The organism is Pseudomonas frederiksbergensis, assembly GCF_001952935.1.
Taxonomy (GTDB): domain Bacteria; phylum Pseudomonadota; class Gammaproteobacteria; order Pseudomonadales; family Pseudomonadaceae; genus Aquipseudomonas; species Aquipseudomonas frederiksbergensis.
In genome coordinates, this window is the sequence record NZ_CP018319.1 from 587,202 (window position 1) to 608,086 (window position 20,885).

General features: G+C 56.9%; 22 protein-coding genes. 14 read left to right on the plus strand and 8 right to left on the minus strand.

All coding sequences use genetic code 11. The features are described 5' to 3' along the window. Positions 1–31 precede the first annotated feature (31 nt). On the minus strand, positions 32–967 hold the full coding sequence (locus PFAS1_RS02960) for a chemotaxis protein CheV (RefSeq protein WP_076028147.1): 936 nt from the start codon (positions 965–967) through the stop codon (positions 32–34). Between the two features lie 458 nt (positions 968–1,425). On the opposite strand from PFAS1_RS02960, the gene PFAS1_RS02965 reads away from it, so the two are divergent. The 3 genes from PFAS1_RS02965 to PFAS1_RS02975 all read left to right on the plus strand — a co-directional run bounded on the left by PFAS1_RS02965 (position 1,426) and on the right by PFAS1_RS02975 (position 3,765). Continuing rightward, positions 1,426–1,896 (plus strand): hypothetical protein, encoded by a 471-nt coding sequence (locus PFAS1_RS02965; protein WP_076028148.1) that lies wholly within the window; start codon positions 1,426–1,428, stop codon positions 1,894–1,896. A 322-nt stretch (positions 1,897–2,218) separates the two neighbouring features. Then, a complete protein-coding gene (locus PFAS1_RS02970) occupies positions 2,219–3,112 on the plus strand; it encodes a sensor histidine kinase (RefSeq protein ID WP_076028149.1) in 894 nt (297 codons plus the stop codon). Beyond that, on the plus strand, positions 3,109–3,765 hold the full coding sequence (locus tag PFAS1_RS02975; RefSeq protein ID WP_074878783.1) for a response regulator: 657 nt from the start codon (positions 3,109–3,111) through the stop codon (positions 3,763–3,765). Before PFAS1_RS02970 ends, PFAS1_RS02975 begins: the two co-directional genes overlap by 4 nt. Here the strand turns inward: PFAS1_RS02975 and yegS are convergent. Further along, entirely contained in the window at positions 3,749–4,666 is a 918-nt protein-coding gene (gene yegS / locus PFAS1_RS02980) for a lipid kinase YegS (RefSeq protein WP_076028150.1), read from the minus strand. The two genes, PFAS1_RS02975 and yegS, sit on opposite strands and share 17 nt — an antisense overlap. Positions 4,667–4,895: 229 nt before the next feature. Between yegS and PFAS1_RS02985 the strand changes: the two genes are divergently transcribed. After that, positions 4,896–5,210, plus strand: coding sequence for a hypothetical protein (locus tag PFAS1_RS02985; protein WP_076028151.1), 315 nt, complete (start codon positions 4,896–4,898; stop codon positions 5,208–5,210). A 61-nt stretch (positions 5,211–5,271) separates the two neighbouring features. On the opposite strand, the gene PFAS1_RS02990 is transcribed toward PFAS1_RS02985, so the two are convergent. Further along, the gene (locus PFAS1_RS02990; protein ID WP_076028152.1) at positions 5,272–6,498 is read right to left on the minus strand and encodes a molybdopterin molybdotransferase MoeA; all 1,227 of its coding nucleotides are present in this window, start codon (positions 6,496–6,498) and stop codon (positions 5,272–5,274) included. Next, positions 6,482–7,021 carry a molybdenum cofactor biosynthesis protein B gene (gene moaB / locus PFAS1_RS02995; protein WP_076028153.1) on the minus strand — a complete coding sequence of 180 codons (540 nt, stop codon included), beginning with the start codon at positions 7,019–7,021 and terminating at the stop codon, positions 6,482–6,484. Before moaB ends, PFAS1_RS02990 begins: the two co-directional genes overlap by 17 nt. Before the next feature lie 81 nt (positions 7,022–7,102). Between moaB and mobA the strand changes: the two genes are divergently transcribed. After that, positions 7,103–7,705, plus strand: a complete 603-nt coding sequence (gene mobA, locus PFAS1_RS03000; protein WP_076028154.1) for a molybdenum cofactor guanylyltransferase MobA — start codon at positions 7,103–7,105, stop codon at positions 7,703–7,705. Between the two features lie 76 nt (positions 7,706–7,781). Then, positions 7,782–8,003, plus strand: a complete 222-nt coding sequence (locus tag PFAS1_RS03005) for a YgdI/YgdR family lipoprotein (protein WP_074878794.1) — start codon at positions 7,782–7,784, stop codon at positions 8,001–8,003. An 89-nt stretch (positions 8,004–8,092) separates the two neighbouring features. Here the strand turns inward: PFAS1_RS03005 and PFAS1_RS03010 are convergent, their stop codons facing one another. The 3 genes from PFAS1_RS03010 to PFAS1_RS03020 all read right to left on the minus strand — a co-directional run bounded on the left by PFAS1_RS03010 (position 8,093) and on the right by PFAS1_RS03020 (position 9,766). Further along, on the minus strand, positions 8,093–8,983 hold the full coding sequence (locus PFAS1_RS03010; protein WP_076028155.1) for a pseudouridine synthase: 891 nt from the start codon (positions 8,981–8,983) through the stop codon (positions 8,093–8,095). 71 nt (positions 8,984–9,054) lie between these two features. Beyond that, positions 9,055–9,372: a hypothetical protein gene (locus PFAS1_RS03015; protein WP_008145883.1), complete on the minus strand. Its 318-nt coding sequence runs from the start codon at positions 9,370–9,372 to the stop codon at positions 9,055–9,057. A gap of 157 nt (positions 9,373–9,529) precedes the next feature. Continuing rightward, positions 9,530–9,766: a glutaredoxin family protein gene (locus tag PFAS1_RS03020; protein WP_076028156.1), complete on the minus strand. Its 237-nt coding sequence runs from the start codon at positions 9,764–9,766 to the stop codon at positions 9,530–9,532. Between the two features lie 204 nt (positions 9,767–9,970). On the opposite strand from PFAS1_RS03020, the gene PFAS1_RS03025 reads away from it, so the two are divergent. Further along, entirely contained in the window at positions 9,971–11,683 is a 1,713-nt protein-coding gene (locus tag PFAS1_RS03025; RefSeq protein ID WP_076028157.1) for a cation:proton antiporter, read from the plus strand. Here PFAS1_RS03025 and PFAS1_RS03030 read toward each other — a convergent pair. Then, on the minus strand, positions 11,680–12,888 hold the full coding sequence (locus PFAS1_RS03030) for an ammonium transporter (RefSeq protein ID WP_074878800.1): 1,209 nt from the start codon (positions 12,886–12,888) through the stop codon (positions 11,680–11,682). The genes PFAS1_RS03025 and PFAS1_RS03030 overlap by 4 nt on opposite strands. Before the next feature lie 306 nt (positions 12,889–13,194). On the opposite strand from PFAS1_RS03030, the gene PFAS1_RS03035 reads away from it, so the two are divergent. The 7 genes from PFAS1_RS03035 to PFAS1_RS03065 all read left to right on the plus strand — a co-directional run bounded on the left by PFAS1_RS03035 (position 13,195) and on the right by PFAS1_RS03065 (position 20,859). Beyond that, complete coding sequence (locus PFAS1_RS03035) at positions 13,195–13,509, plus strand: ElaB/YgaM/YqjD family protein (RefSeq protein WP_076028158.1); 315 nt, start codon at positions 13,195–13,197, stop codon at positions 13,507–13,509. 1 nt (position 13,510) lies between these two features. Beyond that, positions 13,511–13,900, plus strand: a complete 390-nt coding sequence (locus PFAS1_RS03040; protein ID WP_008145878.1) for a phage holin family protein — start codon at positions 13,511–13,513, stop codon at positions 13,898–13,900. Continuing rightward, positions 13,897–14,238, plus strand: a complete 342-nt coding sequence (locus PFAS1_RS03045; RefSeq protein WP_074878804.1) for a hypothetical protein — start codon at positions 13,897–13,899, stop codon at positions 14,236–14,238. Before PFAS1_RS03040 ends, PFAS1_RS03045 begins: the two co-directional genes overlap by 4 nt. A gap of 179 nt (positions 14,239–14,417) precedes the next feature. After that, positions 14,418–15,746: a deoxyguanosinetriphosphate triphosphohydrolase gene (locus PFAS1_RS03050; protein WP_074878806.1), complete on the plus strand. Its 1,329-nt coding sequence runs from the start codon at positions 14,418–14,420 to the stop codon at positions 15,744–15,746. A gap of 185 nt (positions 15,747–15,931) precedes the next feature. After that, on the plus strand, positions 15,932–16,324 hold the full coding sequence (locus tag PFAS1_RS03055; RefSeq protein WP_076028159.1) for a response regulator: 393 nt from the start codon (positions 15,932–15,934) through the stop codon (positions 16,322–16,324). Positions 16,325–16,579: 255 nt separating this feature from the next. Continuing rightward, the gene (locus PFAS1_RS03060) at positions 16,580–17,206 is read left to right on the plus strand and encodes a response regulator transcription factor (RefSeq protein ID WP_074878811.1); all 627 of its coding nucleotides are present in this window, start codon (positions 16,580–16,582) and stop codon (positions 17,204–17,206) included. Between the two features lie 8 nt (positions 17,207–17,214). Continuing rightward, on the plus strand, positions 17,215–20,859 hold the full coding sequence (locus PFAS1_RS03065; RefSeq protein ID WP_076028160.1) for a transporter substrate-binding domain-containing protein: 3,645 nt from the start codon (positions 17,215–17,217) through the stop codon (positions 20,857–20,859). The last annotated feature ends 26 nt before the right edge of the window (positions 20,860–20,885 follow it).

Below are 20,885 nucleotides of genomic sequence, written 5' to 3' on the forward strand. Positions count from 1 at the left end.
CAAAGGCCAAAACTGTGGGAGCGTGTTGGGGTCAGGCAGGCACTTCGTCGAGCATCAAGCGCTGGCGCACCACATCGACGAGTTTGTCCGGCTGGAATTTGGAGAGGAAGTTGTCGCAGCCAACCTTCTTCACCATCGAGTCGTTGAAGCTGCCGGACAACGAGGTATGCAGAACCACATAAAGGCCACGCAGACGCGGGTCGTTGCGGATTTCCGTGGTCAGGCGATAGCCGTCCATTTCGGGCATTTCCGCGTCGGTAAAAATCATCAGCAGTTTGTCGGTCATGTTCACACCGGTATCGGCCCAGGCCTTGAGCATGTTCAGTGCCTTCAAGCCGTCGCTGGCGATGTGCATCTTCACGCCCAGTTGACCCAGGGTGTCGCGCAATTGCGACAGGGCCACGTTCGAGTCGTCCACTAGCAGCACTTCGCGGCCACGGGCACGTTCCAGAACCGGATCGTCGAGTTTTTCGCGCGAGACCTTGGCGTTGTACGGGACTATTTCCGCGAGGACTTTTTCGACGTCGATGATTTCCACCAACTGGTCCTCGACCTTGCTGATAGCCGTCAAATAATGCTGGCGACCGGCGCTGGCCGGCGGCGGCAGAATGGCTTCCCAGTTCATATTGACGATACGGTCCACACCACCGACCAGGAACGCCTGCACCGAACGGTTGTACTCGGTGACGATGATCGTACTGGTCGGGCCTGGCACCAACGGGCGCATGCCGATGGCCTGGGACAGGTCGATCACTGGCAAGGTCTGGCCACGCAAATTCACCACGCCGCAAACAAACGGATGACGCTGGGGCATCAGGGTCAGCTTCGGCAGTTGCAGCACTTCCTGCACTTTGAACACGTTGATCGCGAACAATTGACGTCCGGCCAGCCGGAACATGAGAATTTCCAGGCGATTCTCACCCACCAGTTGCGTGCGTTGGTCTACCGTGTCGAGAATGCCGGCCATCAATGACTCCTGGGCTTGTTCTGATGAATTCACTAAAGGGGGTTATCGGCTGTTTTTGCCGGACCTTGACCCCCGTGTAAAATGCCACGAACAAACATTGATGTCACATTAACATCATGCTTTACTGGCCGGGCGATTCAGCCCCATTGCCTGCCGCGAGACCTCGTTTCGTTCGGTTGGTTCCCCTGTGTAAGGGATTCCCCTAGTAACAATCAGGCCCAACCTGATATTCGCAATATCCAATAGCCATTAATGTGACGCCATTCTCATTGCATGAACGGAGTCAGGCTTTTGTGTGCGATCGCAGGTAAGTGGCCATCCACCCTATCGAGTTCCCCGGCCTGCAGCCAGACAGGCCGGCGCGCGATTTCACGACGGCATGGCAATGCGGGGACTCTGATCGTCCCCGTCAACACATACGACATTCCCGCATTTGACATGACGTTGTGGAGATAGACATGCCGAACGATCGTAACGAATGGGCTAACCGGCTCCCTGAATTTCTCGTCGAAGCAGAAACACTGCTGGTTAAAACCGAGGAGTGCCTGAGCCATTTGCAGCTGATCAGCAATGACAAGGACGCCATCGACTGCATGCTGAGCACCCTGCTCAAACTGGCCAACAAGGCCGATGCTCTCGCCCTGGCTGCCGTTTCGGAATTTTCGTTGCACATCCATGGCTTGCTCAGCCATGCGCAGAGTCACATGGATTTACACGACCAGGCCCTGAGTGCGCTGAAAGACTGCCTGACGTTGATTGCCTGGCAACTCGAGCTTATCGATCAGAAGACCGGCCAACTCAGCCTTGATGACAGCGAACAGACCTCCCTGATCGAAGCCTTCGCCTTTCAGGTCGGACACAGCCAGTTTCACCCCCCCGCTCATTCCAAACCGCTCACACTCGTTTCCTTTGCAGGTCGGCAAGCCTGAATTATTGGGCTTCCATGCCGTGATGAAATTTTATTGCCATGAAGCCCCTTTAGCGGGCTCATGTCGCATTTGAATATTCCATACCTGCTTACGACAACTCGAAACCAAATAAACCACTTTTCCAGCCAACTTTTTCCATTATGGAACTGCTGTCCATAGATGCTTGTTTCCTGACTCGACTGGCATATAGACCAAACGCGACCAACGGTATCTTAGGTGGTAGTATGCCGCCCATTAGTTGACGTCAATTAATGGCAGACAGAGACCGTCATCCTCGATGCCCCGGTCTTCCCGCAGCGAACATCCATTGGCTCCATCCGTTATGTACGCCAGCCTCAAGTCAATCATACGAAGGCTACCCTCCTCAAAGTACGCGCACCTGGTCACGCTTGTGTTGTGTACCTGCTCGGCGCTTGGCAGCGCGCTGATTTATAGCCTGTCCACTCGCCTGCCGCTGAGTCTTCTTGCCCTCAATATCGCCGCGTTGGCCTGCGTCTGGGTGCAGCATTGTTTTTCGCGCAAGTCGATAAAATTTCAACCCCAGGAATTGGCTGACCGGCTGTTGGAGGTTCAGGAAAACGAACGTCACCGGCTCAGTCGGGAGTTGCATGACGACATCGGCCAATTGCTGACCGCGGCAAAACTTCAAAGCGACTGGCTCAAACGCCGAATGCCCGAAGAACTCCAGGGCCAGTGTTCAGTACTCTGCGACACGCTGGAAGAAACCCTGGCCAAGGTAAGAGACGTGTCTGCCATTCTCAATCCAAGGCAGCTGACCAGCCTCGGCCTGGAAGCCAGTCTGCGCGCGCATTTACTCAAGACACTGGCCAACACACCGGTGCACTGGAGCCTGGAATGCCATCAGCGCCTGTCCGGTATACCGGAGGAAATGAGCCTGGCCGCCTTTCGTATCACCCAGGAAGCGGTGACCAATATATTGCGCCATGCCAAAGCGAAAAATCTGTTGGTCCGCCTGCAACGCCTGCCGCAGGGCCTGACGTTATTGATCAGCGATGATGGCCAGGGTTTCGCACCAGCGACCGATCCAGGCCGAGAAGGGCAACGCGGTATGGCAGGGATGTCGGAGCGGATCAATCAGTTGGGCGGCACACTGAGCATTTCCAGCGAGCCGGGCAAAGGCACTCAAATCGAAGCCCTCTTCCCCTGGGCGCCCCGTGCGCTCGAACGGGCCAGTACGAATAAGGTTATGCATTGACTTGTAACTTACTTCTGGTGGATGACCACTCACTTATCAGGGCAGGCGTGCGCGCCCTGGTGCTGGATATTCCCGGTTACGCGGTAATCGGCGAGGCCAATGACGGTTCGCAGTTGCTCGAGTTGGTCGAGCAGTTGTCCCCCGACATCATCCTGCTGGATATTTCCATGAAGGAAACCAGTGGCCTTGACGCATTGCAGCGACTCAAGCGCGTACGCCCGCAGAGCAAGGTGCTGATCCTGTCGATGCACACCGATCCCGCACTCATCATGCAGGCATTGGAAACAGGTGCGCATGGCTACTTGCTCAAGGACACCACGGCCACCGAGCTCGAACATGCCCTGGATGCCTTGCGTAACAATGAGCGCTACCTGAGCCCGGCCATCGCCCATACCGTCATCAGCCAGGCGCTGACCCGAACTCAGAAACACCAGCCGGAACCTGATTCGCACAACCTGACAGCGCGTCAGCTGGAAATCCTCCGGCTGATCGTTCGCGGAAAATCCACCCGGGAAATCGCCAATGGCTTGGGCCTCAGCATCAAGACCGTTGAAACCCACCGCTCGCAACTCATGAAGCGCTTGCAGATCTACGATGTAGCGGGCCTGGTACTGTTCGCCGTGCGCGAGCAGATCATCAGCCTGGATGATTGATCAATGGCGATGCCCCCAGCAGCGGCGAGTTTTCAGGTAAATGCATGCGCAGTGCCGCCGGACGTGTCGAGAAACGCAAGTTGTCACCTTCCAGAGGTTCGCCGTCGAGGTTGATGCAGAGGCCTTCCGAGACCTTGATTTCGACCCATGGCAAGCGGACTCGCACAAACATGTTGTCGATGCCGAAGCCATCCGCCAGCAGAGTCTTCAAGGTGCCGACGATTTCCTGCGGCGCAGGCAGAATACTGATGTCCAGCAGACCGTCGTCAGCCAGCGCTTCTGGACACAGCACGTGCCCACCGCCAGCCTGCCGGCCATTGCCTATGCCCAATGCCAACAGCTCGCCGCTCCAATGGAAATCAGGCCCCTGCAACTCGCCATAGGCTGCGTGCAACTCACTGAACCGCGATAAACCGGTGAACAGGTAAGCTGCGCCGCCGAGGATTTTTTTCAAGTCCTCCGAGGTGTTTGCCGTGACCTGGCTGCCAAAACCGCCCGTGGCCATATTCAGGAACACCTGCCCGCCGACCTCCCCCAGATCAATGGCGCTCGGTGCAATGTCGAGAAGTTCCAGCGCCTGCTCGGGCTCCAGAGGCACGCCGGCGGCACGCGCAAAATCATTGGCGGTCCCCAACGGCATCAGTACCAGGCTGGCCTGTGTCGAATGCGCTGCCATGGCTTCGGCAATATCGCGCAAGGTGCCGTCACCGCCACCGGCGATGATCTGCGTGTAGCCTGCCGCGAGTGCTTCATCTACCAGCCGCTGTGCGTCGCCCGCTTCCCAAGTCACCCGAACAGCCAGCTCCCAACCCTGTTCGCGCTTGTCCGCAACGGCAGAACGAACCGCCTCGTTGAGCGCTTGCTTGCCATGCAGAATCAACAGCGCCTTGCGTTCGCTCATTAGTTGTCACTCCCATGATTGAATTCCGTACAGGAAATGTTGACCTCATCTCGCCCCATAAAAGTCGCAAGGATTTGAATTTTTTGAAGTCGAGCCGTATGGCGTCCTACAAGGCGGGATTTTTTCTTACAACATGTGAGGAATCGGCTCAATTGACCGAGTAATGCGTTTGGTACACCTTGGCACCAGCAGTTATCAAACATCAGCTGGAACTACACAGGGACGTGCCATGCAAAGCCAAGAAATCAGGTCACCGGTCATTCCGGTTACACCGTTCGCAGAAAAACGCGCCAATCATCAAGCTGAATTCAAAACCAGCGCAAAGCCCAGTGGAGAGGCTGCCATGGAATCTCGCGTCGTTGAACTGGAGACACACCTCAAATACATCCGACGAGACATCGATGAAGTCCGCAGTGACGTCAAATCCATAAAACACCGGCTTGCCTATTCGGCTATCGGAACAGCCGTCGTCATCGGGGTTCTGGCCTGGATCGCCAATAGCCGTTTCGACCAGCTCGTGACACTCCTGGCTCACCAAGGGTAAGCCATGAACGCAAAACCCGGTTCGATCAACCGGGTTTGCGCGGTAAGCCAAGCGGCGGGAGTCAGCTCAAGACTTCGCTCAACGGGATGAAGCCCACGTAGTCACCTTCGATCAGCGTGCGATTCTCCAGCACCTCAACCAGGCCATCAGCCCAGGCAGCGCTACGCAGTACACCAGAACTCTGATTCCTGTAGATGATTGCCCGGCCATTCTCCAGACGCCCGCGCAAGTACTCGCGTCGAGTGCCTGCTTTTGGCCATGCAAACCCTGCAGGCACCTGAAACTTAAGGGGCTCAACCTCTTTTACACCCTGGCGGCGCAAGAGATAGGGCCTTGCCAACAAAGCAAAGGTCACCAGCGTTGAAGCTGGATTGCCAGGCAACCCAATCACCGGCACGCCGCGAAAATGCCCGAATGTCAGCGGTTTGCCGGGTTTGATGGCAAGTTTCCACAACGTCAACTCGCCCTCTTCACGCAAGGCAATGCCCAGAAAATCCGCCTCGCCCACCGAGACACCACCGGTGGAAAGGATCAGATCGACATCTTTCAATTCACCAAGACAAGTGCGTGTAGTCGCTAAATCATCCGGGAGAATTCCGGCGTCGATCACTTCACAGCCCTGACGCTGCAACCAACTGCACAGCAACACTCGATTGCTGTTGTAAATCTGTCCCGGTCCCAGCGCCTGACCCGGTTCAATCAGTTCGTCCCCGGTGGACAGAACAGCAACGCGAACCTTGCGAATCACGTCAAGCTCTGCACATCCCAGCGATGCAACCAACCCCTGCTCGATCGGCCCGAGGCGCGTGCCGGTTGGCAGAATCAATTCACCAACAGTAGCTTCCTGGCCTTGGGGACGAATGTTTTGTCCTGGGGCCATGGTTTGGGTGAAACGCACTCGCTCATCCACCAGAATCTCGGTGTTTTCCTGCATCTCGACGCAATCTGCACCAGCGGGCACTGGCGCACCGGTGAAGATTCGTGCACAGGTGCCAGGCTTCAAGGGCTGCGGAGCCTGACCGGCAAAAATCTTCTGGCTGACTACCAGAGGTTCTCCAGTCCAGTCGGCCACGCGCAAGGCATAACCGTCCATGGCACTGTTGGGCCAAGGTGGCAGATCCAGCGTCGAGACCAGGTCATCAGCCAGCACCCGGCCCTGAACCTGCGCCAACGGCAAGCGTTCACGCTCAAGAATCGGTGAGGCTTCGGCCATTGCCAGCAAGCGTGCCAGTGCCACCTCAACAGCCATCAGGCTGCCAGTCTTGCCTGGCTTACCCGCGGGATTCACAGGGTGCCGCCTGTTTGAGATGAGTGACGAAGTTGCACGGGCGGTGCCGCGAATCCAGCTGCTCGGCAAGAATGCCATCCCAACCGGTGCGCACGGCATTGGTCGAACCCGGCAAACAGCAGACCAGCGTGCTATTGGACAAACCGGCCAAGGCACGGGACTGAACAGTAGAGGAGCCAATATCCGCCACCGATATCTGCCTGAACAGCTCACCAAATCCGTCGACCTGTTTATCCAGCAGGCAACTCACCGCTTCCGGAGTGCTGTCGCGGCCTGTAAAACCGGTACCGCCAGTGATCAGCACCACCTGCACGACATCGTCGGCAATCCAGTTGGCGACTTGCGCGCGAATTTTGTAGAGATCATCTTTGAGCAGTACCCGGGCCGCCAGGTTATGGCCGGCAGCACTCAAGCGGTCGACGAAGAGCTGGCCTGAGGTATCGGTTTCCAGGGTACGGGTATCGCTGACCGTCAGCACCGCGATGTTGAGCGGTGCGAAAGGTACATCAGCCTTGGCTTTCATAGGCTCATCCAGTTGTAGGAGAAACAGCCCGGTGTTATATCACAGCGCTTCATTTTTTCGCCGCCCCCATGGAGACCGGCCATGACCTCGAATACACATTTGCCGCCCTGTTCCATTCTGCTCCTGGCAGGTGGTCGCGGCCAACGCATGGGCGGTCAGGACAAAGGGCTACTGGATTGGCACGGCGAGCCATTGATTGCCCACTTGCACCGCAAGACCCGTTCACTGAGCGATGACCTGATCATCTCCTGCAACAGAAACCTGGAAAAGTACGCACCCTACGCCGACCAATTGGTTCATGACGATGAAGGCGACTTCCCTGGCCCCCTGGCCGGTATTCGCGCAGGCCTGAAGGCCGCCCGCCATGCGCATTTGCTGGTGCTGCCTTGTGATGTACCGCGCGTAGACACCGCACTGCTCAATAGCATGCGCGATTCCGCCAGCCGGCACCCGGACCAGCCACTGATGCTTCGCCATGGCGAACACTGGGAGCCTCTGCTGTGCATCATTCCAGTGGCACTCTCGGCCGAATTCGAAAGCGCCTGGAGCGACGGTGAACGCAGCCCGGGTCGCCTCATGCGAAAACTGGGCGCTACGGCCCTGCAATGCCCCGACAATGACCCACGTCTGGCCAACCTCAACACACCAGAACTGTTAAGTGCCCACAACTCTGTGTCAGACTGACACGAGAAGGAACTTGCACGCGCTCTACACGTCTCAAGCTCAGTAACCAAAAGAATTCATATTCGGAGACACACTCATGACTCAACGGACCCTCGCCACTTTCATGCTCGCACTGGGCCTCGCGACCCTCGCCGGTTGCGCATCGCCTACAGTGATTACCTTGAATGACGGTCGAGAAATCCAGGCTGTCGACGCGCCAAAGTTCGATAAGGATTCGGGCTTCTACGAATTCGAACAACTGGATGGCAAGCAGAACCGCATCAACAAGGATCAGGTTCGTACCGTTAAAGAGCTGTAATTTTTGCGGTGAACAACCGGATATGAAAAAGCCCGCTTTATGCGGGCTTTTTCGTGGTTGAAGATCGGCAGATTCGCTGAATTTGGTGATCACCACTGCAGGGTGATGGTGCTTTCGAATGCTCTTTCCTGGCCGCTGACCGGGTCCACAAATCGTAATCCCTGAGCGAGCAGTTTCAAAGGATTGGCATAGTCATCCTCAACACCCTTGAGTACGTGCGGATAAAACGGGTCGTTGCAGATGCTGGCGCCCAAGGCTGTCATGTGCACCCGTAACTGATGCTTTTTGCCTGTCACCGGGTAAAGCGCATAACGCCACAGATCACCGTTCTTCTCCGTAACCTCGACAGCCGTTTCGGTATTGCTGACGCCCGGGCCTTCCTGCATGCGAAAGAAAGGCTCGCCATCGATGAGCCGACTCTTGTGGACCAGCGGAAAAGACAGTTCAGGTAGCGCTCGGGCAATTGCCTCGTAGCGTTTTTCGATCTGCCGTGTAGGAAACAAGGACTGATAGGCGGAACGGCTCTGAGGGTTGGCGGAAAACAGCACCAACCCCGCTGTGTGCCGGTCAATGCGATGCAAAGGCACCAGATGCGGGTTATCGAGTCGACGGATCAACCGTCGCAACAGGGTTTGCTCCACGTATTCACCCGCCGGCGTCACCGGTAGAAAATGCGGCTTGTCCGCCACGACCAGATGCTCATCCGCATACAGAATCGACTCAACCACCGGGATCGGCTTTTCGTCCGGCACCTCACGGAAATAATGAATCCGCAAGCCTTCCTTGTAAGGAAGATCCAGGGCGATCGGCATGCCGTGACCGTCGAGGACACGGCCACGAGCGATTCTGTCCAGCCATTGTTCACGACCGATGGCGCTGAAGTGCTCGCACAGACAATCGAGTACGGTCCGCCACGGACCGGGCGGCAAGTAGAGCGTGCTGGCCTGGTTGTGTGCAGCAGAAAAAGATGAAGTGGACATACGAAAATTCTAACCCTCAATACAGGGCGGCATTATCCAACAGCGACCGGAACGAACCTAGAAGAGAATCCTCACGCCGGAATCTGCGTACGCGCTGCCGCTTCGGTGAACTCCTTGAGCCAGCGCAGCACATCGACTGCCTCCCATCGACCTGGGTCATAAAGTGCATACAACAAACCCTGATAGCCCACGACATCCAGCTGCCGGTGATAGCCCGCGCGCTGGAACAAGGCTTCGATTTCGGCGAAACAGGTATTGAAATGCAGTTTATTGAAAGGAGTTTTTCCTTCTGTCACCAGGCCATCCAGGCGCAATTCGAGGACAGCCTCGCGCACCACGTCCGCCGACATCCGGTTCACGCTGTTCTTCAATTGTTCGACATTGACCACGATTCATCCCTCTCACGCCCGGACCGCCTGCCCAAAACCCGAAAACCAGAGGGCAAGGCAGGCATCACGAATAACTGTATGCGCATACAGTATCCGATCAATGCCGGTAAAGCCAAGGGAACCATCGCAAAGTTCGACAGGCGGGCACACCGACCGCCTAACGCAGGAACGCCACTACCTGATCGGCACTGAACGGCCAGCCCAGCTCCGCGCCGGTATCGACACGTCGTAATACCGGAATTCGCAGACTGTAAGCCTCGAACCATGTTTCGTCATCCGCGATATCCACCAGTTCCACCAGCAGACCGCGCTCGACAAACTCCATCAGCATGGCTTCGGCGACTTCACAAAGATGGCAACCAACGGTGCCGAACAGCTGACATTCAGGAAGCATGACTACAAGACCCGGTAAAGTAGGCGTTCATTCTAGGCCCGCCACGAAAAGCCGTCGAGCCAGGGACATCTTGATCAAAACTGGTTTCATGAGATTTTGGCAACGCCCTGACGCAAATCATTCGACCTGAACATCACTTGCGTCATGCTCGCCGCTTTTTTGCCTCTACGCTTGAATTGCCAGCGCCCATCACCGGAGTTATTCGTGTTCGCCAACCTGTTGATCATCCTCGCGTCCTCCCTGGTGGTGATTGCGCTGTTCCAGCGCCTGCGATTGCCACCCGTGCTGGGCTACCTGTGCGTGGGCCTGGTGATTGGGCCAACCGCATTCAATTGGGTAAATGACAGCGAAGAGCTGCCGGACCTCGCCGAGTTCGGCGTAGTGTTTCTGCTGTTTTCCCTGGGGCTGGAGTTTTCCCTGTCGAAAATCCTCGTGTTGCGCCGAGTGGTATTCGGGCTTGGCAGTCTGCAGGTGCTGTGCTCCGGGATGCTGCTAGGGGGTTTGCTGATGTTGCTCGGCATGCCGATCACGCCTGCGCTGTTACTCGGCGCCGGCCTGTCGCTGTCTTCCACAGCCATTGTCAGTAAGGAGCTGAGCAGTCTCGGCGAGATTTTCAGCAGCCACGGCCAGAATGCCATCGCCGTGTTGTTGTTCCAGGACGTCATGGCGGTATTGCTGTTGACCCTGGTGCCGGTGTTCTCTGGCAGCAGTGACCAGGCCTGGTATTGGGCGTTGCCACTGACGCTTGGTAAAACCGTCGTACTGTTCGTGGGCCTGCTGCTGGTCAGTCGCTGGTTGCTGCCGCGGCTGTTCCATGAAGTGGCAGCTGCCCGCTCCCCGGAACTGTTCGTACTACTGGCGCTAGTCATTGTTCTGCTGACGGCGTGGCTGACGCACCTGCTCGGTCTGTCCCCTGCCCTGGGTGCATTTCTCGCCGGCATGCTGCTGGGAGAAAGCCATTACCGGCACCAGATCGAGGCCGACATCCGCCCGTTCCGCGACATCCTTCTCGGGCTGTTCTTCGTCAGTATCGGCATGCTGATCGACTTGCAGTTGTTCGCCAGCCACGGCCTGCTGATCCTCGGCCTGACCCTCGGGCTGTTGCTGCTCAAGGGCAGCGTCGTTGCGCTGCTGGTCAAATGGCGTGGCAGCGATGGCGAAACCGCCTGGCGCAGCGGCCTGGCATTGGCCCAGGGCGGCGAGTTCTGCTTTGCGCTGATGGCACAGATGCAGCAAAACAAATTGATGCCCGCGGATTTTGGTGGCCTGCTGCTGGCGGCGACCTTTTGTTCGATGCTCGTCACGCCGTTGTTGCTGCGCGCCGCCCCCCACATCGCCACACGCCTGCACCGCAAACCCAACGAAGAAGCAAAACTTGAAGAAATCAACGCGCTCAATGCCGGGTTACACAACCATGTCGTTATATGTGGCTACGGTCGTGTAGGTCAGTCAATCGGCCGCGCGCTACGCAACGCGCAACAACCCTACATCGCACTGGATACTGATCCGGTGCGTGTCCACGAAGCCGCCATGGATGAGACCTGCGTGCATTATGGCGACTCAAGTCGCGGTGAACTCCTGGTTGCGATAGGGCTGTCGCGCGCCAGGCTGCTGGTGATCGCCGTGGATCAGACCGACATTGCGTTGTTGATTCTCAAGGAAGCGCGGCAACTCAATGCGAGCGTGCCGATTCTGGTGCGCACACGCGACGACAGCCAACTGGCCGAGCTGAAGGCAGCCGGCGCCAGCGAAGTCGTGCCCGAACTGCTGGAGTCGAGCCTGATGCTCGCCTCCCACGCGCTGATCATGCTGGGATTACCCGCACATCAGGTACAGGAGCGGGCCGACCAGATACGGCACGACCGCTATCGCCTGCTGCACGGTTTCTATCCGGGTACTGATGACGAAGAAACCTAGTCCTGGCTCACAGCGCCAATCTTATGCACCGACAAGTCAGCGCCGTAATACTCTTCTTCCTGACTCAGACGCAGACCATGCAACGCTTTGATCACGCCATACACGGTAAAGCCGCCGGCCAGCGCCACGATCACCCCCAACGCGGTGCCGATCAACTGGCTGATCAGACTCACGCCGCCCAGCCCACCCAACGCGCTCTGGCCGAAAATGCCGCAGGCGATTCCGCCCCAGACGCCACACAAACCATGCAACGGCCAAACGCCCAGCACATCGTCGATGCGCCATTTGACTTGAGCCGCAGTGAAGCACCAGACAAACAATGCGCCAGCGATGACGCCAGTGACCAGCGCGCCCACCGGGTGCATCAGGTCGGACCCGGCGCAAATCGCCACCAACCCGGCCAACGGGCCGTTATGCAGAAAACCCGGGTCATTGCGCCCGATGATCAGCGCCGCCACGGTACCGCCGACCATGGCCATCAACGAGTTCACCGCCACCAGTCCGCTGACACCTTGCAGGGTTTGCGCGCTCATCACGTTGAAACCGAACCAGCCAACAATCAGGATCCACGACCCCAGCGCCAGAAAGGGAATGCTCGAGGGCGCGAACGCCACCAGTCGCCCTTCACGATAACGACCATTGCGCGGCCCGAGCAACAACACCGCCGCCAGGGCCAGCCAACCACCCATGGCATGAACCACGACCGAGCCGGCGAAATCATGGAAGCTGGCGCCAAAGCGCTCCAGCAACCAGGCTTGCAGGCCAAAGTTGCCGTTCCAGATCATGCCCTCGAAAAATGGATAAATGAACGCCACGATCAGCGCCGTCGCGCACAACTGCGGGACAAACCGGGCACGTTCGGCGATGCCGCCGGAAATGATCGCGGGTATCGCCGCCGCAAAGGTCAGCAGGAAGAAAAACTTCACCAGTCCATAGCCATGATCAGCATTGATCACAGCCGCCGGTTGCATGAAGGTCACCCCGTAGGAAATCCAATAGCCTATAAAGAAGTAGGCTAGGGTCGAAATGGCGAAGTCGCTGAGAATCTTCGACAAGGCATTGACCTGGTTCTTTTGTCGAACCGTGCCGACTTCAAGAAAGGCGAAACCGGCATGCATCGCCAGAACCATGACCGCGCCGATCAGAATGAACAACGTATTGGAGCTATGAACCAGACTGTCCACAGCGCTTTGCAGATTTTCCATGGGGTTGGCAGACCTGAAGGCTAAAAAAGCACCAAAGCAGTTCGCGCAGACAATTCATGCACCAAGTTGCACCCTGAAAGGATCAGCAGATCGATCCCGATGAGCCACTTTGGCGCACAAGGTTGCAACCTTTGCGCGAGTTTTCATTATTTGAGATAAGGTTTTGCTCGCATCCTGCCCAGCAACAGCGCAACGGCGCAGACAGACGCACCACGACATAGCAAAAGTTGTACCAGTCATTTGTACTGAACCTTCGCGCAAGGCTCATACTCGAACGATTCAGAAGCCACTTACGGAGATCCACCCATGGCCAGCATCAAGGCAAAGACTGCTCAAGAAATCCTGATGAATGATTTTCAGACTCTGGTCAGCGACACCGAACGGTTGCTGGAACACACGGCAACATTGGCCGGCAATCAGGCTGATGAGCTGCGCGAGCAAATCCACGACAGTCTGCTTCGTGCGCGCGAAACCTTGAAATTGACCGAAGACTCCATGCGCGAACGCGGCAAGGCTGCTGTTACCGCCACCGAAGACTATGTCCAGGCCAACCCATGGCAATCGGTCGGGATCGCGGCCGGGGTTGGTTTCCTGATTGGCTTGCTGGCCACTCGGCGCTGATATGGCTATCGGCGAATCCGGCTCGTCCGCGACGGGCCCAAGCTCCTCACCGCGGCGCCTGGGTGCTGCGTTTCTTGGACTGCTGCACAGCCATGTCGAACTGTTCGGCATTGAATTGCAGGAACAAAAAGCCCGCACGGTAAGCCTGTTGCTGTTCGCAGGCCTGGCGCTGGTTTTTGCCTTGCTGTTGCTGGTGGGCTTGTCGACGCTGGTGTTGATCCTGTTTTGGGACACCTATCGCCTGGCGGCCATCATCGGCCTGTGCGTTTTCTATACCCTCGCGGCGATTTTCTGTGCGATGCGCTTGAGAGCGGCGATTTTCGATGAATCCTCGCCCTTCCACGGCACCCTGGAAGAATTGGCCAACGATCGGGAGCGCCTGCTGCCATGAGCCTGCCTGAACTGCCTCACAACAGCTCGCGCACTGAAATGCGCAAGGCACTGATCCGCCTGCGCATGGAAATGCATCGTCAGGAAATCCGCCACGAATCCGCGCAACTGTTGCAACCCTTGCAGCGTGTGCGCGGAATGACGCAAAACCTGCAGGACGGCTTTGGCATCAAGCACGCGCCACTCTGGGGCGTGGCAGCCGTCACCTTGCTGGGCTTCCTGACGGGCAAGGGCGCCAAGGGCGGTGGCGTCAGCAGCCTCACTCGGCTGGTTCGTCTGGGCGCCACGCTGGGTCCATTGATCAAGCTGGTCATGCAAGGCTCTTCGCGTCACCACTAAGGCCATTATCTGGCTGCGTTCTTGTAACACCGGGACTGAACCTCTTTATCGAGGGGTTCAGGCCTGCGCGCCTCGTCGGCAAGCCGTGCGCCTACAGATGTGTGGGTGTTTTTCGCTTGCAGGTCCGCACGCGAACCCGGAAGCTTAAGCAATCGCACACCTGACGGAGAGAACCCGCCTTGGATTGGCAAACCCTGCTTACTCGCGAACGCCTCGGAAAGCCTCTGCACAGCCCGGAAGAACTCGGCCGCAGCCCGTTCCACAAAGACCACGACCGGATCATTTTCTCGGGCGCGTTTCGCCGCCTCGGCCGCAAGACCCAGGTCCATCCGGTCAGCAGCAACGATCATATCCACACGCGCCTGACCCACTCGCTGGAAGTCAGCTGCGTCGGTCGTTCGCTGGGCATGCGCGTCGGCGAAACCATCCGCAGCGCCCTGCCTGACTGGTGCGAGCCCAGCGACCTGGGCATGGTGGTGCAATCGGCTTGTCTGGCCCATGACATCGGCAATCCACCCTTCGGCCACTCCGGCGAAGACGCAATTCGCCACTGGTTCCAGCAAGCCGCCGGCCGTGGCTGGCTGGATGCGATGAGCGAAGTCGAACGCAATGACTTCCTCAATTTCGAAGGCAATGCCCAAGGCTTCCGGGTACTCACCCAGCTGGAATATCACCAGTTCGACGGCGGCACCCGGCTGACCTACGCCACGCTGGGTACTTATCTGAAGTATCCATGGACTGCAAAACACGCGGACTCACTGGGTTACAAGAAACACAAGTTCGGCTGCTATCAGAGCGAACTTCCGCTCCTGGAACAAATCGCCCATAAACTCGGCCTGCCGCAACTCGAGGAACAACGTTGGGCGCGCCATCCGCTCGTGTATCTGATGGAAGCTGCCGATGACATCTGTTACGCGCTGATCGATCTGGAAGACGGTCTGGAAATGGAGCTGCTGGAATACGCCGAAGTCGAGTCCCTGTTGCTGGACCTTGTAGGTGACGATCTGCCGGAAACCTATCGCCAGCTGGGCCCATTGGATTCGCGTCGACGCAAACTGGCGATCCTGCGAGGCAAAGCCATTGAGCACCTGACCAATGCCGCAGCGCGGGCTTTTGTCGAGCAACAGGACGCGTTACTGGCCGGCACGCTGCCCGGTGATCTGGTGGAGCACATGCACGGGCCTGCCAAGCGTTGCGTGCTGAATGCGAAGGACATGGCGCGGAAAAAAATCTTCCAGGACAAGCGCAAGACCCTGCATGAAATCGGCGCCTACACCACGCTGGAAATCCTGCTCAACGCCTTCTGCGGCGCGGCACTGGAACAGCATAACGGTCGAACCCCGTCCTTCAAGAGCCGCCGGGTCCTCGATCTGTTGGGAAACAATGCGCCCGATCCTCACGGTCCATTGCACGCCTCGTTTCTACGGATGATTGATTTCATCGCCGGCATGACCGACAGCTATGCCAGCGAAATGGCGCTGGAGATGACCGGTCGTTCAAGCCACTGATAAAACCGGGGGGTCAGCCATTACACCGCGTGCAATGGTTGATTTGCCCCCCTCAAACCCCAAGTGCACTCAACGTTCGCCGAATCCCCCTACAACATGTGCTGAGCTAACTGATCGATTTATTCGGTAACTTCGCGAAATAATCTCGCTTCCTTCAGTCCAACAGAAGAAGCGTGAATACTCCTATGTTCAAAGACGATCTGCGCATCTTGCTGGTAGAAGATCATCCCTTCCAACTCCGGGCGACTCAATACTTGCTTGAGAGTTACGGTTTCACTCAACTGACCACGACCGACAGCGCCGATGGCGCCTTGCATCAAATGCTCAAGGCAGTGCAACCGTTTGATATTCTTCTGTGCGATCAATGTCTGCCCGGTCTTTGCGGACTTGATCTGGTCGAATTTGCCAGCCAGCGGGGGATGATCAGACAGGCAATACTATTAAGCAGCCTGACATCCGATGAACTGGATGAACTTGAAAAAAAGGCCAACGAACACGGACTGCCATTATTGGGATACTTGATCAAACCTCTGAAACAATCCGAATTTAGAAACTTGTTGACCTTGGCATCATTCTAAAAAAAGACATACCAACCACACTAAAACCCCCGCCATAACACAATTTGAAACTTACCATTAAATAACTCCAACACTTCGACCAACTACCAACAACCTTCACCTTTCCTCATAAGAAACCTAGTTGATACGTAGTCCTATTCTTCTTCAGCCGTAGGACTATTCCTATATTGCGACTACAGGTCCGTCAGTTCATGCGTCACCTCAACTATCTGAGCTAAGGTGCGCGCTTTATTAGAGCTCGTATGGGATTTGATTATGAACTCCGTTTTTATTGTCGACGATCACCCGGTCATCCGCCTTGCCGTCAGAATGTTGCTTGAACATGAAGGTTACAAAGTCGTCGGCGAAACCGATAATGGGGTCGACGCCATGCAGATGGTTCGCGAATGCATGCCTGACCTCGTCATACTCGACATCAGCATTCCCAAACTGGACGGGCTGGAAGTTCTCGCCCGCTTCAACGCAATGAGTACCCGTCTTAAAACATTGGTATTAACAGCACAGAGCCCAACACTTTTCGGTATTCGCTGCATGCAATCCGGCGCATCGGGATATGTGTGCAAACAGGAGGACCTGAGTGAACTGGTCAGTGCTATAAAAGCCGTATTGTCAGGTTACAACTACTTTCCCAGCCAGGCCTTGAATCCTGTTCGCTGTGATGACGCTCGTTTTTCCGACCTGGAATTGTTCAAGTCAGTCAATGATCGGGAACTGATGGTCTTGCAACTATTTGCCCAAGGACGCACCAACAAGGAAATTGCCAAAGGCATGTTTCTGAGTAACAAGACTGTCAGCACTTATAAAAAACGCCTCATGCAGAAACTCGAAGCCAAATCCCTGGTTGAACTCATCGATATGGCAAAACGTAACGCGTTAGTGTGAGAGACAGGATGCCCAGTCGTATAAAGGATTATCTGACACTCATGGCCGCAGGTTTATGCCTGCACACCTCAGTGGCCGCTGCGCAGACCGTCAGCGAGAACTACAATCTGATGAGTCGCTCGATGGCTGGACACCAGGAAGTCCAACTGGATAAGTCACAACGACAATGGATTGAGCATAAACGGGAACTGATCCTTGGCACGTCAGCCCCGGACTACCCCCCTTTCGACCTGACCATCAGTGGTCACGACTACGAAGGCTTTACCGCCGATTACGCAGGTATCCTTGGCAAAACAACCGGTTTGCCCATCAAGGTGCTGCGCTTTGCGTCCCGGGAGGCCGCGATCGAGGCACTCGAAAGTGGCAGGATCGACTTGCTGGGGACCGCCAATGGCTTTGAAGCCCGCAACGTTGACATCGTACTTTCCGCCCCCTACGCCGCAGACCAGCCGGTTCTGGTGACCCGCGAAGGTGAAACCCGATCCCTGACCGATGGGCTGGCGGGGCTACGGCTGAGCATGGTGTATCACTATTTGCCACTGGAAGAGGTCAAGGCCATGTATCCGGGGGCGATCATCACGTCCTTTCCGTCCTACCAGAATGCGATCAATGCCGTTGCCTTCGATCAGGCTGACGTGTTTCTGGGTGACACCATTTCCACCCATTACATGATCAACAAGGGGTATCTGAACAACATCCGCATGGCCAACTTCGGCAAACACGAAGCCCACGGTTTCAGCTTTGCCGTGCATAAGGACAACCCGCAACTGCTCGGCATCATCAACGCAATGCTGATGGCCATCCCCACCAGCGAACGAGACAACATTGCCAAGCGCTGGAGTGCCGGCAGTGACATGCTGCTCACCGATCAGAAATTGCAACTCACCCACAACGAGGAACGATGGCTGGCACAAAACCCGGTAGTGCGAGTGGTGGTCAATGAGGCTTTTGCGCCGCTGACGTTTTTCGACAGTGATGGCAACTTTCGTGGGGTTACCGCGGACTTGCTGGAGCTGATCAGATTGCGCACCGGCTTGCGCTTCGATGTCCGTCGCAGCCGCAGTGATGAAGAGATGATCCAACAGATCAGCGACAACCAGGCCGACGTGATCGCCGCGCTGCTCCCCAGTGCCCAACGTGAAACGACGTTGAACTTCACCCGCCCCTATTTGCAAAACTCCTTTGTCCTGCTGACTCGCAAAGCCGCCGACAGCCCGGCAAGCCTTGCGCAACTGGAGGACAAACGCCTGGCAATCGCCCAAGGCAATCCCCTGGTGGATTACCTGCGCAGCGAGTTCCCGCGGATCAGGCTGATTGAAACCCCGGATACGTTCAGCGCCGTGGAGTTACTGGCCGAGGGCAAGGCAGAAGGTGCGGTGAATTCACTGGTGATTGCCAACTACTTCATCTCTTCGCAGCTCTTCGAGCACAACCTTCAAATCAGTACCACCATCGGCACCCGGCAGGCCGCGTTTTCCCTGGCCACAAGCCGGGACGCCAAAGAACTGAACACCATTCTCGACAAGGCGCTGCTGAGCATTGCGCCGGAAGAACTGGGCATCATCAACAGCCGCTGGCGCGGCTATTCGGCGTCCTCGCAAAGTACCTGGCGCAACTATCACCGTCTGTTCTACCAAGTCGTCATCGGTGCCGGGGTGCTGCTGCTGATTTCCGTTGCCTGGAACGCTTACATGCGGCGCCAGATAAAGCAGCGCCAGGCAGCCGAGCGTGCATTGAACGATCAACTCGAATTCATGCGATCACTGGTCAACGGGACGCCTCATCCGATCTACGTCCGCGATCGCCAGGGACTGCTGCAAAGCTGCAACGACAGTTACCTGGAAGCCTTCTGTGCAAGACGTGAAGACGTCATCGGCAAAAGCGTCATGCAAGCCAGCCTGAGCAATGCGTTCGAAGCCCGGGAATTTCAGGCTGATTACCAGCGCGTCGTGGCCGAGGGCAATCCGCTGATTCTCGATCGCGCGCTGCACATCGGCGAGCGCAGGTTGACGATTTACCACTGGATTCTTCCCTACCGTGATTCGAGCGGTGAAGTCCAAGGCATCATTGGCGGCTGGATCGACATCAGCGAACGGCGGCAACTGTTCGATGACCTGCGCGAGGCCAAAGAGCGCGCCGATGAAGCCAACCGTGCCAAAACCACCTTTCTGGCGACCATGAGCCATGAGATCCGCACTCCGATGAATGCGGTCATCGGCATGCTCGAACTCACACTCAAACGCATCGATCACAAGCACCCGGATCGCCCGGCAATCGACGTGGCGTACAACTCGGCGAAAGACCTGCTGGAGCTGATCGGAGACATTCTCGACATTGCACGGATTGAATCCGGACGCCTGAGCCTGAGTCCTGAACGGGTCAATCCCAGTGAAATCGTGGCCTCGGTGGTGCGGGTCTTCGATGGACTGGCGCGTCAGAAAAATCTGCGGCTGCTACTGGAATTTCGCCCTGCCAATCCAGGGTTTGATGTCCTGCTGGACCCGATGCGCTTCAAACAGGTGCTGTCCAACCTGGTGAGCAACGCCATCAAGTTTACGGAACGCGGCCAAATCAGGATCATCGTCGACCTGCAGCCGACCGCCGAGCCTGAGCGGGTCCGGATGTTGTTGCAGGTTCACGACAGCGGCATAGGGATCAGTCAGCAGGATCAGCAGCGGTTGTTCGAACCTTTCGCTCAGGCCGATCACGCCGGGCAGGCAGGCAGAGGCGGTGCGGGGCTTGGGCTGGTGATCAGCCGCAGCCTGTGCGAAATGATGGGCGGCAGCCTGCAATTGAGCAGCCAGCCGGGTGCTGGCACTCACGTCGAGGTGTCGTTGCACCTGGCAACATTGCCATTGGTACAGATGCCGGAAACTGCTGAAGCGCAAATCCGCACCACGGCGACTCCCTTGAACGTTCTGGTGGTCGACGATCACCCCGCCAATCGCTTGCTCATGTGCCAGCAACTGGAGTTTCTGGGCCATCGATTCAGCGTCGCGCCGGACGGCCAGGCGGGGCTTCAGGCATGGGAAGCCGAGCCGTTCGATCTGGTGATTGTCGATTGCAACATGCCGGTCATGAACGGATACGAACTGGCCCGCGTCATTCGCCAACATGAACAAAAAACGCACCGCCCGGCCTGTACCGTGCTGGGCTTTACCGCCAACGCACAACCGGAAGAAATACAACGCTGCAAACAAGCCGGGATGGACGACTGCCTGTTCAAGCCCCTTACCCTCACAGCCTTGAGTCAGTGGTTTGAAGGTGTCAGGCCAACCGTCCGCGATCCTGCCTTCAGTCTGCAAGGATTGCGTCTTTTGACCGGCGGAGATCCGATATTGGACCAGCGACTGTTGACCGAACTGTTGAACAGCAACCGTCTGGACCGACAGGAATTGCTGGCGCTGTCCCCCTCTAAAGAACCTCAGTCATTTCTCGACGTCGCCCACAAAATCAAGGGCGCCGCCCGAATCGTCCAGGCGTCCCGGGTGATCGACAGCTGCGAGGCGATGGAAAAGGCCTGCCATGAAGTGTTCCATCAGGATCAAGTGGCCGATTGCAGCAAGGCTATAGAGCGCGCCATGCTCGAACTGGAGCAGGCATTGCAGCAACAGATCGGCCAAAACGACAAAGGCAGAATGACAGAGCCTTAACTATGCTTGGACGCTGAGCAGTGTGT